The following is a 13,315-nucleotide window of genomic DNA, read 5'->3' on the forward strand; positions in this document are numbered from 1 at the left end:
CCCGGACCGCCGTTCAGACGGCCGCCGGAGCCGGGGCGGGGGCCGTCGGGCCCGGGGCGAAGCGGTCGGCGAGCGGGAGGACGGCGAGCACCAGGAGCATCGGCGCGAGCAGGGCCCAGCGGTAGGAACTCGCGTCCGCCAGCGCGCCCACCAGCGGCGAACCCAGCAGGAAGCCCACGTAGTTGAACAGGTTGAGCCGGGCCACGGCGGCGTCCGAATCGGCCGGGAAGAGCCGGCCGCCGGCCGCGAAGACCTGCGGGATGATCGCGCAGATCCCGAGGCCCAGCACGGTGAAGCCGGCGATCCCGGCCCAGGCGCCCGGCGCGGCGGCGGCCGCCGCGAAGCCCAGCGCGGCCAGCGCGGCGCCGGTGCGCACCACCGGCACGGCGCCCCAGCGCTGCACGGCGCGGTCGCCCAGCGCCCGGCCGAGCAGCATCGCCAGCATGTAGCCGAGGTAGGAGAGCTTGGCGACGTCCTCGGGACTGCCCAGCCCGTCGGTCAGGTACTTGACGCTGTAGTTGGAGACCGAGGCGTCGGCGATGTAGGCGAAGGCCATCGCCAGGCAGAGCGGCAGCAGCGGACGCCAGGGGATCGACCGGGCGGCGGCCTCGGCGGCCTCCCGGACGGCGTCGCCGAGTTCGGCGGGACCGGCGGCGTACGTGCCGGCCAGCAGCGCGAGCGGGGCGATCACCGCGGCCGCCGTCCCGAAGAGCACCGGCAGGCCCAGGCCGTAGTGCGCGCCGAGGCCGGCGACGGCCGCGCCGAGGATGCCGCCGAGGCTGAAACCGGCGTGGAAGCCGAGCATCACCGAGCGGCCGTAGCGGTGCTGGAGACCGACCCCGAGCATGTTCATACTGGCGTCCAGCGCGCCGACCAGCAGTCCGAACGCACCCAGGGCGAGGGCGAGTTGCCAGAGCGCGTCGCCGAGGCCGACGGCGGCCAGGGTGACGCAGACGGCCGGCTGGACCACCCGCAGCACGGCCCGCGCGCCGGTCCGGCGGACCAGCCGCTCGGAGGCCATCGATCCCACCCCGGCCAGCACCGGCACCGCGGCCAGGAAGAGCGGCAGCAGCGCGTCGCCCAGCCCGTACCGGTCCTGGATCTCCGGGATGCAGGTGACCAGCAGGGCGAAGGTGACGCCCTGGAGCAGGAAGCTCGCGGCCAGCGCGGCCCGGCCGGCCCGGAGCCGGGGCGTGACGACGGGACCCTCGGTACGCACATGCACCTCGCTACTGGCCGGTACGGCGGTCGGTGGCGAGAGCGTAGGCGCAGACGGCCGATCCCGGGAAGGGGTGTGCGGGACCGGAAGGGGCCGGGCGCGGCCGGGGCCTAACGGCTCAGCAGGGCGGGGACCTCGGCCAGGTCGGCGATCAGGCCGGTGGCGCCGGCCTCGGTCAGCTTCGCCGGGTCGGTCAGCGCGGTGTAGCCGTAGACGTCCATGCCCGCCGCGCGGGCGGCGAGCACCCCGTTGGGGCTGTCCTCCACCACCAGACAGGCCGCCGGGTCGACGCCGAGGGCGCGGGCCGCGTGCAGGAAGAGGTCCGGCGCGGGCTTGCCCACGCCGACGTCCTGGGCGCTGAAGATCCGCTCCTCCGCGACGTGGCCGCGCAGGCCGGTGGCGTCCAGCGCGGCGCGGATCCAGCTGTGGTGGGCGGAGGAGGCCAGGCAGTAGGGCACGGAGCGCCGCCGGAGCTCCTCCAGCAGCGCGTCCGCGCCCCGGACGGCGGCCAGCTCGGTGGCGAAGGCGTCGAAGACCCGGCCGTGGAACGCGTCGTCGAAGCCCTCCGGGAGCCGCGCGCCGTCGTAGCGCTCGGCGATCACGTCGTGCACCCGGTGGGCGGCGGTGCCCATGAAGTCCCGGTAGGAGTCCTCGATCGTGGTCGGGTAACCCAGTTCGGTCAGGTACTCGGCCAGCAGCCGGTTGGAGAGCGGCTCGCTGTCCACCAGGACACCGTCGTTGTCGAAGATCACCAGTTCGTAGCTCATGCGTTCGACCCTAGCCGGACGGCCCCGGCCATCACTTGCCGCCGGAGGCCAGCTCCCGGGAGCGGTCCCGGGCCGCCTCCAGGGCGCCCAGCAGGGCCGCCCGCACCCCGTGGTTCTCCAGCTCGCGGATGGCGGCGATGGTGGTGCCGGCCGGCGAGGTGACCGCCTCGCGCAGCTTCACCGGGTGCTCGCCGGAGTCCCGCAGCATGACCGAGGCACCGATCGCCGACTGCACGATCAGGTCGTGCGCCACCTGCCGGGGCAGCCCCAGCAGGATGCCCGCGTCGGTCATCGCCTCGACCAGGAAGTAGAAGTACGCCGGGCCGGAGCCGGAGAGAGCGGTCGCCGCGTCCTGCTGGGACTCGGGCAGCCGCAGCGCCTTGCCGACCGAACGGAAGATCTCCTCCGCCCGCGCCAGGTGCGCCTCGGTGGCGTGCGAGCCGCCGGAGATGACGCTCATGCCCTCGTCGACCAGCACCGGCGTGTTCGGCATCACCCGGACCACCGGGGTGCCGGCCGCCAGCCGGGCCTCGAACCAGGCGGTCGGGATGCCGGCCGCCGCCGAGATCACCAGCCGGTCCGGGGCGACGTGCGGCGCCAGCTCGTCCAGCAGGGTGCCCATGTCCTGCGGCTTCACCGCGAGGATCAGGGTGTCGGCGAGCTTGGCGGCCTCGGTGTTGCCCACCACGCCGACCCCGTACCGGGAGGCCAGCTCGGCGGCCCGCTCCGGACGGCGGGCGGTCACCAGGACGTCCCCCGGGTCCTTGCCGGCCCGCAGCAGACCGGAGAGCAGGGCCTCCCCGATCTTGCCCGTGCCGAGGAAGGCGATCTTCTGTCCGTGCGCCGCGCTGCTGGTCATGGCCGCTCCTTGCCTCCGGTGCCGCGTTCCGTCACCGCGGCCATCCTCGCACCGCACGCCCTCCACCGGCGGCATCGTCCACTCTGCGGGCAGCCCGGACGGGGCGCCCCTTAGGGCGAAACTCCGGGTTGTCCCCTATGGCCCGGGGCTGGGCGCGGGCGCACCGTGGAGTCATGGCACACGGAGAGATGTCCCGACGTGAGAACCGGCAGGTCGCCGTCGCCGCGGCGACCCTGGGGCCGTGGCGGACGGCCGCGGGAGTCGGTGCGGTGGTGGGGGCGACGGACCTGGTGATCGATCTGATCGACGGGGACTGGTCGCTGAGCATGCTGGCAGGGCCGGCCGGTTGGGGCCTGTTCTTCTTCTTCCTGGTCGGCACGGTCGGCGCCCGGCTGCGCCGGGAGGGCGGCGACCGGCGGCTGCAGCGGTGGGCGAACGAGCACCCGTGGCAGGCGGCGCTCCCGGCGGCCGGCGGACTGCTGGTGCTGAACGTGCTGGCGCAGCTGTTCCTCGGGGACGCGGGCGTGTTCGAGGCGTTCTTCGAGTCGCTGTTCCCGGCCGCCATGCTGGTGACCGTCGCCGGGGTGGTCGGGTCGGTGAAGAAGGCCCGCGGCAAGGACTGACGCGGGCGCGGCGGCGGGCCCGCGAGGGACAAAAGCGCCCCGATCCCCGCACACCGCCGGCGCGTTCACCGAACGGTGTGCCCCCGATCGAACATTCGTCACACCCCGTCGGCATACTGGCGCGATGCCGATCGCCGAAGACCCAGAACCGCGCCCGTCCGAGGGCCGGGAACCGGACGGGACCGCCCCGTCCGGACCGGACGGGAAGGACCCGTTCGCCGACCTCGTCCTCGACGAGGAGTTCGTCAACGGTGCCTCCGTCAAGGAGCAGACGGGCCGCACCCGGATGCTCGCCGCCCAGTGGAAGCACACCCCGCCGGTCGACCCGGGCGGCCGCCGCTCGGTGAACGACGGGCCGGCGCCGAAGAAGCGGTTCGCCCGCAGGGCGCGGCCGGTCGACGCGTGGGGCAGCCCTCGGCCGCGCCGCGCACTGGAGTGGCGCACGCCGCTGTTCGTGGTGCTGGCCATCGCCCTGGTGCTCGCCGCGCTGAACGTCGACGGGCTGCGGAACTGGTACTCGACGCGCTTCGGTGACGGTTCCGCCGGCACGGCCTCGTCCGCCCCGGTGCCGACCGTCGCGCCGGAGACGGCCCGGCCGACCGAGGCGCCGTCGGCGGCGGCCGGGCAGCGCCCCACCGTCGACCACCCGTGGGCCGGTTCCCCCGCCGAGGGGTGGCCGACCAGTATCACGGTGTTCGAGCCCAAGGAGACGCCCGGCGCCATCGGGGTGTTCACCGCCGAGGAGGTCGCCGAGCAGGTCGCGCTGGTCAAGGACTACCTGGCGCTGGCCAACATGGACCCGGCGGTGGTGGCCGGCGGGCGTCCGACGGCCGCGCTGGCGATGCTGGACGCCGAGGAGCAGAACTCGGCGGTCAAGGCGCTCGCCAAGCCGTCCGCCGAGAGCGATCCGACCTACTGGTTCACCCGCTTCGACCCGGCCGAGGCGATCCCGGTCAACGGCACGGTGAAGCTCCAGGGCTTGATCACGGTCGAGGGCGACGGCGAGAAGGGTGTCCTGGTGCACACGGACTTCACCTTCGTGTACGCGCTGCGGCCCGGGCCGGAGGCCGCCAAGCGGGCCGCCTCGCCCAGGCCGAAGCCCACCGCGCGGCCGACCGCGCCGGGCGGCGGCGGCAATGAGGGCGGCAACGGAAGCAGCGGGGGCGGCACCGCCCGCCCGGTCGGCTGGACGGTGCCGGCCGCCGACGTCGCCGGGGACACCTGGACCGCCCGCACGGTGATCCGCAAGGTGGAGACCTTCCGGTTCTACAACCCGAAGCGCTACGACGTGATCCCGAAGAAGCTGAACATCAACAGCAGGTCCGAGATCGGCAACAGCGCCTGCGACGTCTACGACGGCTACCTGCACCCGCGGTTCGACCAGTTCTCGGCCACGTTCGACGGCCCCGAGCCGGCGCCCAGCGGCACCGCCAGCGACCCGTACGACCGCACCAAGGACCTGCCGGCCGACGACGGCGAGTGCGGGACGGTGACCCGCAGCTAGGCCCTCTCTTTCGGATCACGCCAGGCGGTCGCCGCCGGAGCACGCACCTCGCCGGCTTGTCGTCGGTCGCCGATGGCCCCCAGCCCGGCGGCCGGGAGGTGCCCCCACCGCATGGACTCCCTCCTCCGCACCACCGATGCACGCACTCCACCGACGCCCACTGGTCCGACGTGATCCGAGAGAGAGGGCCTGAACTCAGCGCCTGCGCTTGGGGCGGCCCGGCGTCCTGGCGCCGGGCCGCCCGCTGCGGTTCGCCTGCCGGCGCTCGTGGCGGTCGAGCTCCCGCTCGTAGCGGGCGCGCCGGACGGCCTCGCCCGGCGCCTCGCGCAGGCTGCGCACGAAGTAGGCGAGCAGGGCGCCGACCCCGCCGATGATCCAGACCACGCCGAGCGACTTCTCCTCGGCCATCCAGCCGGTCAGGTTCTCCTTGCCCTCGGCCAGCAGCTTCCAGGTGCGCAGCGCGGCGAGCAGCGAGCAGATCGCGACGGCGGCGACCAGCAGCCCGTTCAGGAACCCGCCGTTGTCGGCGATCTGGATGCCGTCCACGGCGAAGCGCAGCACGAGGGCGGTGGCCGCGGCGGCGAGCAGGGCTCCGACCGGGACGAGGACGCGGCGCAGCCGGTAGTCGCCGCCGCGCTCGACCCAACTGGTGCCGAACCAGCGGATCGGCTCCGGCTCGGGCGCGCCGGCGGGCTGGGCAGGGGGACTGGGTTCCTGGGTCACGGGTCCGATTATCCCCGGTGGGCGGGAACGGCGGAGGAGCCGTCCCGGTGGCCGGGACGGCTCCTCGTCACTCGCCGGTGCCGCGGTGGGGTCAGCCGAGCTTGCTGACGTCCCGGACGGCGCCCTTGTCGGCGGAGGTGGCCATCGCGGCGTACGCGCGCAGGGCCTGGCTGACCTGGCGGTCGCGGTTCTTCGGCCGGTAGCCGCCGGCGGCCTCCAGCGCGCGGCGGCGCTCGTCCAGGACCTCGGCCGGCACCTCCAGCGAGATCCGCCGGCCCGGGATGTCGATGGCGATGGTGTCGCCGTCCTCGACCAGGGCGATCGTGCCGCCGGAGGCGGCCTCCGGGGAGGCGTGGCCGATGGACAGGCCCGAGGTGCCGCCGGAGAAACGGCCGTCGGTGACCAGCGCGCAGGCCTTGCCGAGGCCGCGGCCCTTGAGGAAGGAGGTCGGGTAGAGCATCTCCTGCATGCCGGGGCCGCCCTTGGGGCCCTCGTAGCGGATGACGACCACGTCGCCCTCCTTGACCCGCTTGGCGAGGATCGCCTCGACCGCGTCCTCCTGGGACTCGACGACGACGGCCGGCCCGCTGAACGTCCAGATCGACTCGTCGACGCCGGCGGTCTTCACGATGCAGCCGTCCTCGGCGAGGTTGCCGTACAGCACGGCGAGGCCGCCCTCGACGGAGTAGGCGTGCTCGACGCTGCGGATGCAGCCCTTGGCGGCGTCGGTGTCCAGCGAATCCCAGCGCTCGGACTGGGAGAAGGCCTCGGCCGAGCGCACGCAGCCGGGGGCGGCGTGCCACAGCTCGACCGCCTCGGCGGACGGCGAGCCGCCGCGGACGTCCCAGGTCTTCAGCCACTCGGCGAGCGAGTCGGCGTGCACGGTGTGCACGTCCTCGTTGAGCAGACCGCCCCGGTAGAGCTCGCCGAGGATGGCCGGGATGCCGCCGGCCCGGTGCACGTCCTCCATGTAGTACGAGCCGTTGGGCGCGACCTTGGAGAGGCAGGGCACCTTGCGGGAGATCGCGTCGATGGCCCGCATGTCGAAGTCCAGCTCGGCCTCCTGGGCGGCGGCGAGCAGGTGGAGGATGGTGTTGGTCGAGCCGCCCATCGCGATGTCGAGGGCCATCGCGTTCTCGAAGGCGGCGCGGGTGGCGATCGCGCGGGGCAGGACGGAGTGGTCGTCCCGGCCGTAGTGGCGGTCGGCGATCTCGACGACGGTGTGGCCGGCCCGCTCGTAGAGGGCGCGGCGGGCGGTGTGGGTGGCGAGGACGGAGCCGTTGCCGGGCAGCGAGAGGCCGATCGCCTCGGTGAGGCAGTTCATCGAGTTGGCGGTGAACATGCCCGAGCAGGAGCCGCAGGTCGGGCAGGCGTTCTCCTCGATGATCGCGATGTCCTCGTCGGAGACGTTCTCGTTGACCGCCTGGGAGATCGCGTCGACCAGGTCGAGCTTGCGCACGGTGCCGTCGACCAGGGTGGCCTTGCCGGCCTCCATCGGGCCGCCGGAGACGAAGACGGTCGGGATGTTCAGCCGCAGGGCGGCCATCAGCATGCCGGGGGTGATCTTGTCGCAGTTGGAGATGCAGATCAGCGCGTCGGCGCAGTGCGCGTTGACCATGTACTCGACCGAGTCGGCGATCAGGTCGCGCGAGGGCAGCGAGTAGAGCATGCCGCCGTGGCCCATCGCGATGCCGTCGTCGACGGCGATGGTGTTGAACTCGCGGGGGATGCCGCCCGCCTCCTTGATCGCCTCGGAGACGATCCGGCCGACCGGCTGGAGGTGGGTGTGGCCGGGGACGAACTCGGTGAAGGAGTTGGCGACCGCGATGATCGGCTTGCCGAAGTCCTCGCGGGCTACGCCGGCCGCCCGGAGAAGCGCCCGGGCGCCTGCCATGTTGCGACCGTGGGTGACCGTACGGGACCTCAGCTCGGGCACTGTGCTCCACTCCTTCGGAGGCTGGCTGGCGGCCCCGGTCGTTCGGAGGGTGCGGGGCCGCTGTGTCCGTCGAGCCTACGCCCGCCGTCCGGGCGGCGGACGCCGCGTCCGCGATGCGGTCAGCGCCGCGGTCAGCGGGGGACGACCGCGACGGTGAGGTCCAGGCGGTACGGCACGGTGACCGGGCCGTCCGGGAACTCCGCCAGCAGCGCCTCGCGCTCGCCCTCCAGCAGCGCACGGCGCCGGTCCTCGCCGAGGACGGCGACGTAGGAACGCGAGGACAGGTCGGTGATCAGGTGGTCGACGGTGGTCCGGCGCTCCCAGCGGAGCACCGTGCCGACGGACTCCAGACCGAGGCGGCGCCACTGCTCGGCCGCCGTCTCCACCTCGTCGAACCGGCGGACGGCCCCGGGCATCAGCGTGCGCTCCCGGGCGCCGGCGGCGCGGACCCAGGGCACGTCCTGGTCCATCACGTTCCACCAGGCGGCGAGCGCTCCGCCGGGGCGCAGGACGCGGACCGCTCGCCAGGAACTGCGCCGCCATCCCCGCGCTCGGCTCCACCCCGACGACGTCGGCGCCCCGGGCGGCCAGCAGCCGGGTGGAGATGCCGGTGCCGGCGCCGACGTCCAGGACGCGGGCGCCCCGCAGGGTGCGGCCGGCCAGCCGCTCCAGCTCGTCGAACAGCTCCTGCGGGTACGACGGCCGGCCCCGGTCGTACTCCGCAGCCACCCCGCCGAACGACTCCGCGAGCCCGCGGAACTCCTGGACGTCCGCCATGTCTCCCCCTCCGTCGGACCGGGCCGGGCTCAGGCGCGGCTTCGGGCCGGGGTGAGCGCGACGTTGAGGTACAGCACGTACGGCTCGATCACCCAGCCGTCCGGGAACTCCGCCAGCAGCGCCTCGCGCTCGACGGCCAGCAGCGGCTCGCGCCGCTGCGGGGTGAGCGCGGCGAGGTAGGAGCGCGAGGAGAGGTCGGTGATCAGGTGCTCGACGGTGATCCGCCGCTCCCAGTGGAGGACCGACTGCGTGTTCCGCAGGCCGTACGGGGCGAGGTGGGAGGCGATCTCCTTGGTGGCACCGTAGCCGTGGTAGGTCCCGGGCAGCGCGACGGCGAGCCGCTCGCCCATCGCCCGCACCCAGGCGACGGTGCTGTCCTTCACGTTCCACCAGGCGGCGAGCGCTCCGCCGGGGCGCAGGACACGGACCGCCTCGGGGACGGAGCGCTCCGGGGCCGTCCAGTGGAAGGCCTGGGCGTAGGTCACGAAGTCCGCCGAGTGGTCGTGGAACGGCAGCTCGTCGCCACTGCCCCGGACCAGCGCCAGACCCGGGCCGCTCGCCAGGAACTGCGCCGCCATCCCCGCGCTCGGCTCCACCGCCACCACGTCGGCGCCCCGCGCGGCCAGCAGCCGGGTCGAGATCCCCGTCCCCGCGCCGACGTCCAGCACCCGCGCGCCCCGCAGGGGGCGGCCGGCCAGCCGCTCCAGCTCGTCGAACAGCTCCTGCGGGTACGAGGGCCGCGCCCGGTCGTACTCCGCCGCCACCCCGCCGAACGACTCCGCGAGCCCGCGGAAGTCGCTGCTGGGCCTGGTACGGGTTCCGTCCTGTTCCGCCATGTCTCCCCCTGAGTACGGCAGTTCGTGTGCCGTCAGCGTACGCGCGCGTGGGTGGCCAGGTGCAAGCGGGTGAAGGCGAGCGCCTCGGCGAGATCGGCCTCGCGTTCGGCGGGCGACGCGGCCCGGCGGGTGTTGACCTCCAGCACCACGTGGCCGTCGAAGCCGGTCCGGGCGAGGTGTTCCAGCAGCTCGGCGCAGGGCTGCTTGCCCCGGCCCGGGATGAGGTGCTCGTCCTTGCCGGAGCCCGAGCCGTCCGCCAGGTGGATGTGGGCGAGCCGGTCCCCCATCCGCTCGACCATCGCGAAGGCGTCCACCCGCGAGGTGGCGACGTGCGACAGGTCGATGGTGAAGTGCCGGTACTCCTCGTCGGTGACGTCCCAGCCCGGCGCGTACGCCAGCATCTCGCGGTCCTTGTAGCGCCACGGGTACATGTTCTCGACGGCGAACCGCACGTCCGTCTCCCCCGCCATCCGGTGGATGCCCTCGACGAACTCGCGGGCGTACTGGCGCTGCCAGCGGAACGGCGGGTGGACGACGACCGCGCTCGCGCCGAGCTTCTCGGCCGCCGCCCGGGCGCGGACCAGCTTGGTCCACGGGTCGGTGGTCCACACCCGCTGGGTGATCAGCAGGCACGGCGCGTGCACGGCGAGGATCGGCATGCCGTGGACGTCGGAGAGGTGGCGCAGCGCCTCGATGTCCTGGCTGACCGGGTCGTTCCAGACCATCACCTCGACGCCGTCGTAGCCGAGCTTGGCGGCCAGCTCGAAGGCGATCGCGGTGGTGGCCGGGTAGACCGAGGCGGTGGACAGGGCGACCTTGGTGTCCGGGATGTGCAGGGCCGGGTGGGCGGGCAGCACCAGGCGGTCGGTGGTGCGCAGCAGCGGGGGGCGGGCGGCGGCCTGGCGGGCGGCCTTGACGGACTTCACCGACTGGACGGCGGCCTTGGCGGCGCCGGCCGCGCGGGCGGTGCGGGTGCTGCGGGCGGGCTGCGCGGGCTGGGCGGCGGGGGCCTTGGGGGGCGTCTTGCTCGTCTTGCTCGTCTTACTCGCTTTGCTCGTCTTACTCGCCTTGGTTGCGCCGGCCGCCTTGCCCGCGGCTCTGGTGGCGGCCTTCCGGGCGGCCTTCTCGGCGACGCCGCCGGCGGCCTCACGGGCGGCCTTGCCCAGCTTGCGGGGGCGGGCGGGGGCGTCCGTCGGGTCCGCCGGGGCGGCCCGGCGGACCGCCGTCGGGGGCGTGCCGGGGGCCCGGTCCGGGCTCCGGACGGCGGGCGGCCCGGGGGCCGGCTCTGCGGGCGGCTCGGGGGCCGTGCGGTGGGCCGGGCGGCGCGGGATGTCCGGCCGCGGCTGCCCGTCCTCGGGAGCGCGGCCCTCCCGCGTTCCGTCCTCGCCCGCTGGTGGTGCCACGGGAGACAGCGTAAGCGGACGGCGCCCGGAACGGGGAGCGGGTCGCCGCCCGCCCGGCCGTTCCGGGCACCGGCCGTCAGGGGGTGAGGGCGGGCCGGCGGCGGTCGGCGGCGTTGTCCATGGCGTCCAAACGGCGCAGGATGATCCCCTCGCGCAGCGCCCAGGGACAGACGTCCAGCTCGTCGAGGCCGAACAGGTCCATCGCGGCGTCGGCGACCAGCGCGCCGGCCAGCAACTGCTTGGCCCGCCCCTCGGAGACGCCCGGGATCTGCGCCCGTTCGGCGACGGTCATCGCGGAGAGCCGGGGCAGCCAGGCGGCGAGGTTGGTCCGGGTGAGCCGGCGGTCCGCGTACGGGCCGGCGTCGGCCGGGGCGGCGCCGGTCATCCGGGCGAGCTGCTTGAAGGTCTTGGAGGTGGCCACGGCGTGGTCCGGGGCGCCGAGGCGGGAGATCTCGCCGACGACGGTGGCGATCTCGGCGCGGATGTGCCGCCGCAGCCCGCGCAGCTGCTCGGGGTCGGCGACGTCGCCGGGCAGCCAGCGGGCGGTCAGCCGGCCGGCGCCGAGGGGCAGCGAGCAGGCGGCGTCGGGCTGCTCGTCCAGGCCGCAGCCGATCTCCAGCGAGCCGCCGCCGATGTCGAGGTTGAGCAGCCGGCCGGAGGACCAGCCGAACCAGCGACGGACCGCCAGGAAGGTCAGCCGGGCCTCGTCCTGACCGGAGAGCACCCGCAGCTCCACTCCGGTCTCCTCGGCGACCCGGCGCAGCACCGCCTCGCCGTTGGCGGCCTCGCGCACGGCGGAGGTCGCGAAGGGCAGTATGTCGACCACGCCCTTGTCCTCGGCGACCCGCAGCGAGGAGGCGATCATGCCGATCAGCCTCTCGACGCCGGCCTCACTGATCGCGCCCTGCTCGTCGAGGAGTTCGGCGAGCCGCAGCTCGGCCTTGTGGGAGTAGGCGGGCAGGGGTGCGGCGCCCGGATGGGCGTCCACCACGAGGAAGTGGACCGTGTTGGAACCTACGTCGAGAACACCGAGTCGCATAACTCTCCACGCTACGCGATCCCGGCCCGGAGGAGACCGGTCGTGCCGGTGTTCGTGCTGGTCCGGGCACTGATCGCGGCTGCGGGGGGTGCTTCGGGCCCGGGGCGGCGGGGTCGTTCGAACGGTATTCGGACGGTGTTGTTCCGGCGTTCACCCGGGCGGCGGAGGGCTCGGCGCAGTCTGCTGGCGCCACCCGTTCAGAGCAGGCCGTCCCAGAGCTGCTCGACGACGACCGCCCACCAGTTCTCCGGGTCGGCGAAGACCTCCGGGTCCAGCGCCGCGAGGCCGTTCTGCAATTCGGCGACGGCCGCTCCGGCGGCCTGCGGGTCGAGCCCGCGCAGGCCTGGCAGCCGGCCGGCGAACAGGGCGAGGGAGCGCACGAAGGCGGTGAGCGAGGCGTTGCAGTGGCGGGCCGTCGCGTCGTCGGGGTCGACGGCGCGGACGGCGCCGCAGGCGGTGTCCAGGGTGATCAGCGCCCAGCCGTCCGTGCCGAGCACCAGCTGCGGGGCGAGCGCCCGGCGCTCCCGCTCGGCCACCCGGGTGCCGCGGCCCGCCGCCGCCAGGTGGTCGGCCAGCGGCGGGAGCACGGTGGCGGGCCCGTGGAGGCCGCCGTCCGGGCGCGCGCCGCCCAGGACCGGGTCCGGGCCCGGGTCGTGCAGGGCGAAGTAGCCGTCGACGGCCGTCGGCACACCGACCGTCAGCAGCACCCGGGCGTCCTCGGCCGGCAGGTCGGCGCGCGCGATGTCCGCCGGCGCGAACCGCCGGACGCCGTCGGGCCCGAACCGCGCGGTCAGCCGTTCCGCGAGCGCGTGCTCGGCCTCGGCGGGCGCGGGCGCGGCGGCGCGCGGGAACGGGACCCGGTTGCGGACCGGCCCGGCGCCCTCCTCCTGCGGCAGCGCGCGGACGGCCGCCGCCCGCTGGTCGAAGCGCGGGCCGTACGGCAGCTCGAAGTCGAGGCGCGCGGCCGGGAGTTCGGCCGTCAGCGCGTACGCCCAGTAGCCGCCCGGCAGGGCGCTCGGCCGCAGGTCGGTGCGGACGGCGAGCACCTCCTCGGGGCGGACTCCCTGCCCGCGCAGCCACCACCAGCCGCGCAGCGCCGGGTGCGGCAGGCCGGGTGCCGAACGCAGGGCCAGGGTCCTTTGCTCACCGGTGGCGTCACGGTAGATCAGCTCGGCCCGGGTGCCGCGACCGGTGGCGGGCGGCCGGGCGGGGTCGTACCCGCCCGCGCCGACGAAGTCCCGGTACAGCCGGACCACCTCGGGCACCGGGACGGACGGCCAGACGGTGAACCGGCCGTCCGTCCGGTCCACCACGGCGCAGGCCGCCCCGATCTCCTCGGGCGCCCGCCGCTCCCCGGTCAGCGGGTCCACGTGGACCGGCGGCGGATCGGCCCAGACCACCCAGCCCAGCTCGAACTCGTGCGAACGGACCCGCCGGGCGCGCGCCGTCGGCAGGTCCCCGTTGATCCACCGGTGCGCCGCCTCGATCGCCGCCGCCCTCGTCACCGCCACCGCGGCCACCTCCGACTCCTCGTGCCCAGCCCCACCGCGCCCACCTCATTGTGCCGACCCCCCTCACACCGCCCCGCCGTCCTCCTTCCGCCCGCCGCTTCTGATCGTCCGGTGACCC

General features: G+C 74.8%; 11 protein-coding genes and 1 pseudogene. 2 read left to right on the forward strand and 10 right to left on the reverse strand.

Going from position 1 to position 13,315, the window contains the following annotated elements:
- Positions 1-13: 13 nt before the first annotated feature.
- The 3 genes from ABT238_RS02855 to proC form a co-directional block, all read right to left on the reverse strand.
- Positions 14-1,219, reverse strand: coding sequence for an MFS transporter (locus ABT238_RS02855; protein WP_350561597.1), 1,206 nt, complete (start codon positions 1,217-1,219; stop codon positions 14-16).
- 110 nt (positions 1,220-1,329) lie between these two features.
- Entirely contained in the window at positions 1,330-1,986 is a 657-nt protein-coding gene (locus tag ABT238_RS02860) for an HAD family hydrolase (protein WP_350561596.1), read from the reverse strand.
- 31 nt (positions 1,987-2,017) lie between these two features.
- The gene (gene proC, locus ABT238_RS02865) at positions 2,018-2,845 is read right to left on the reverse strand and encodes a pyrroline-5-carboxylate reductase (RefSeq protein WP_350755328.1); all 828 of its coding nucleotides are present in this window, start codon (positions 2,843-2,845) and stop codon (positions 2,018-2,020) included.
- A 188-nt stretch (positions 2,846-3,033) separates the two neighbouring features.
- Here proC and ABT238_RS02870 point away from each other — a divergent pair, with 188 nt between their 5' ends.
- Positions 3,034-3,468, forward strand: coding sequence for a hypothetical protein (locus ABT238_RS02870; RefSeq protein ID WP_350561595.1), 435 nt, complete (start codon positions 3,034-3,036; stop codon positions 3,466-3,468).
- A gap of 124 nt (positions 3,469-3,592) precedes the next feature.
- The gene (locus ABT238_RS02875; protein ID WP_350561593.1) at positions 3,593-4,972 is read left to right on the forward strand and encodes an SCO2583/SCO2584 N-terminal domain-containing protein; all 1,380 of its coding nucleotides are present in this window, start codon (positions 3,593-3,595) and stop codon (positions 4,970-4,972) included.
- A 195-nt stretch (positions 4,973-5,167) separates the two neighbouring features.
- Here the strand turns inward: ABT238_RS02875 and ABT238_RS02880 are convergent, their stop codons facing one another.
- The 7 genes and pseudogenes from ABT238_RS02880 to ABT238_RS02915 all read right to left on the reverse strand — a co-directional run bounded on the left by ABT238_RS02880 (position 5,168) and on the right by ABT238_RS02915 (position 13,206).
- A complete protein-coding gene (locus ABT238_RS02880; protein ID WP_350561591.1) occupies positions 5,168-5,695 on the reverse strand; it encodes a hypothetical protein in 528 nt (175 codons plus the stop codon).
- A gap of 91 nt (positions 5,696-5,786) precedes the next feature.
- Positions 5,787-7,631, reverse strand: a complete 1,845-nt coding sequence (gene ilvD / locus ABT238_RS02885) for a dihydroxy-acid dehydratase (protein ID WP_350561589.1) — start codon at positions 7,629-7,631, stop codon at positions 5,787-5,789.
- A gap of 131 nt (positions 7,632-7,762) precedes the next feature.
- Positions 7,763-8,408: pseudogene (locus tag ABT238_RS38745) on the reverse strand (class I SAM-dependent methyltransferase).
- Positions 8,409-8,437: 29 nt separating this feature from the next.
- Positions 8,438-9,244 (reverse strand): class I SAM-dependent methyltransferase, encoded by an 807-nt coding sequence (locus tag ABT238_RS02900; RefSeq protein WP_350755332.1) that lies wholly within the window; start codon positions 9,242-9,244, stop codon positions 8,438-8,440.
- A gap of 32 nt (positions 9,245-9,276) precedes the next feature.
- Positions 9,277-10,104 (reverse strand): sugar phosphate isomerase/epimerase family protein, encoded by an 828-nt coding sequence (locus ABT238_RS02905; RefSeq protein ID WP_350561951.1) that lies wholly within the window; start codon positions 10,102-10,104, stop codon positions 9,277-9,279.
- A gap of 619 nt (positions 10,105-10,723) precedes the next feature.
- Positions 10,724-11,686, reverse strand: a complete 963-nt coding sequence (locus tag ABT238_RS02910) for a Ppx/GppA family phosphatase (protein ID WP_350561583.1) — start codon at positions 11,684-11,686, stop codon at positions 10,724-10,726.
- Positions 11,687-11,883: 197 nt separating this feature from the next.
- Positions 11,884-13,206 carry an SUKH-4 family immunity protein gene (locus tag ABT238_RS02915; RefSeq protein ID WP_350755334.1) on the reverse strand — a complete coding sequence of 441 codons (1,323 nt, stop codon included), beginning with the start codon at positions 13,204-13,206 and terminating at the stop codon, positions 11,884-11,886.
- Positions 13,207-13,315 lie beyond the last annotated feature (109 nt).

Origin of the sequence: Kitasatospora sp. NPDC001527, from assembly GCF_040298605.1 — a bacterium.
Lineage (GTDB): Bacteria > Actinomycetota > Actinomycetes > Streptomycetales > Streptomycetaceae > Kitasatospora.

Excerpts from the sequence above, each read along its gene's own strand:
- ABT238_RS02910 (WP_350561583.1), bottom strand. The coding sequence starts at position 11,686 with ATGCGACTCGGTGTTCTCGACGTAGGTTCCAACACGGTCCACTTCCTC.
- ABT238_RS02870 (WP_350561595.1), top strand. The coding sequence starts at position 3,034 with ATGTCCCGACGTGAGAACCGGCAGGTCGCCGTCGCCGCGGCGACCCTG.
- ABT238_RS02900 (WP_350755332.1), bottom strand. The coding sequence starts at position 9,244 with ATGGCGGAACAGGACGGAACCCGTACCAGGCCCAGCAGCGACTTCCGC.
- ABT238_RS02875 (WP_350561593.1), top strand. The coding sequence starts at position 3,593 with ATGCCGATCGCCGAAGACCCAGAACCGCGCCCGTCCGAGGGCCGGGAA.
- ABT238_RS02860 (WP_350561596.1), bottom strand. The coding sequence starts at position 1,986 with ATGAGCTACGAACTGGTGATCTTCGACAACGACGGTGTCCTGGTGGAC.
- proC (WP_350755328.1), bottom strand. The coding sequence starts at position 2,845 with ATGACCAGCAGCGCGGCGCACGGACAGAAGATCGCCTTCCTCGGCACG.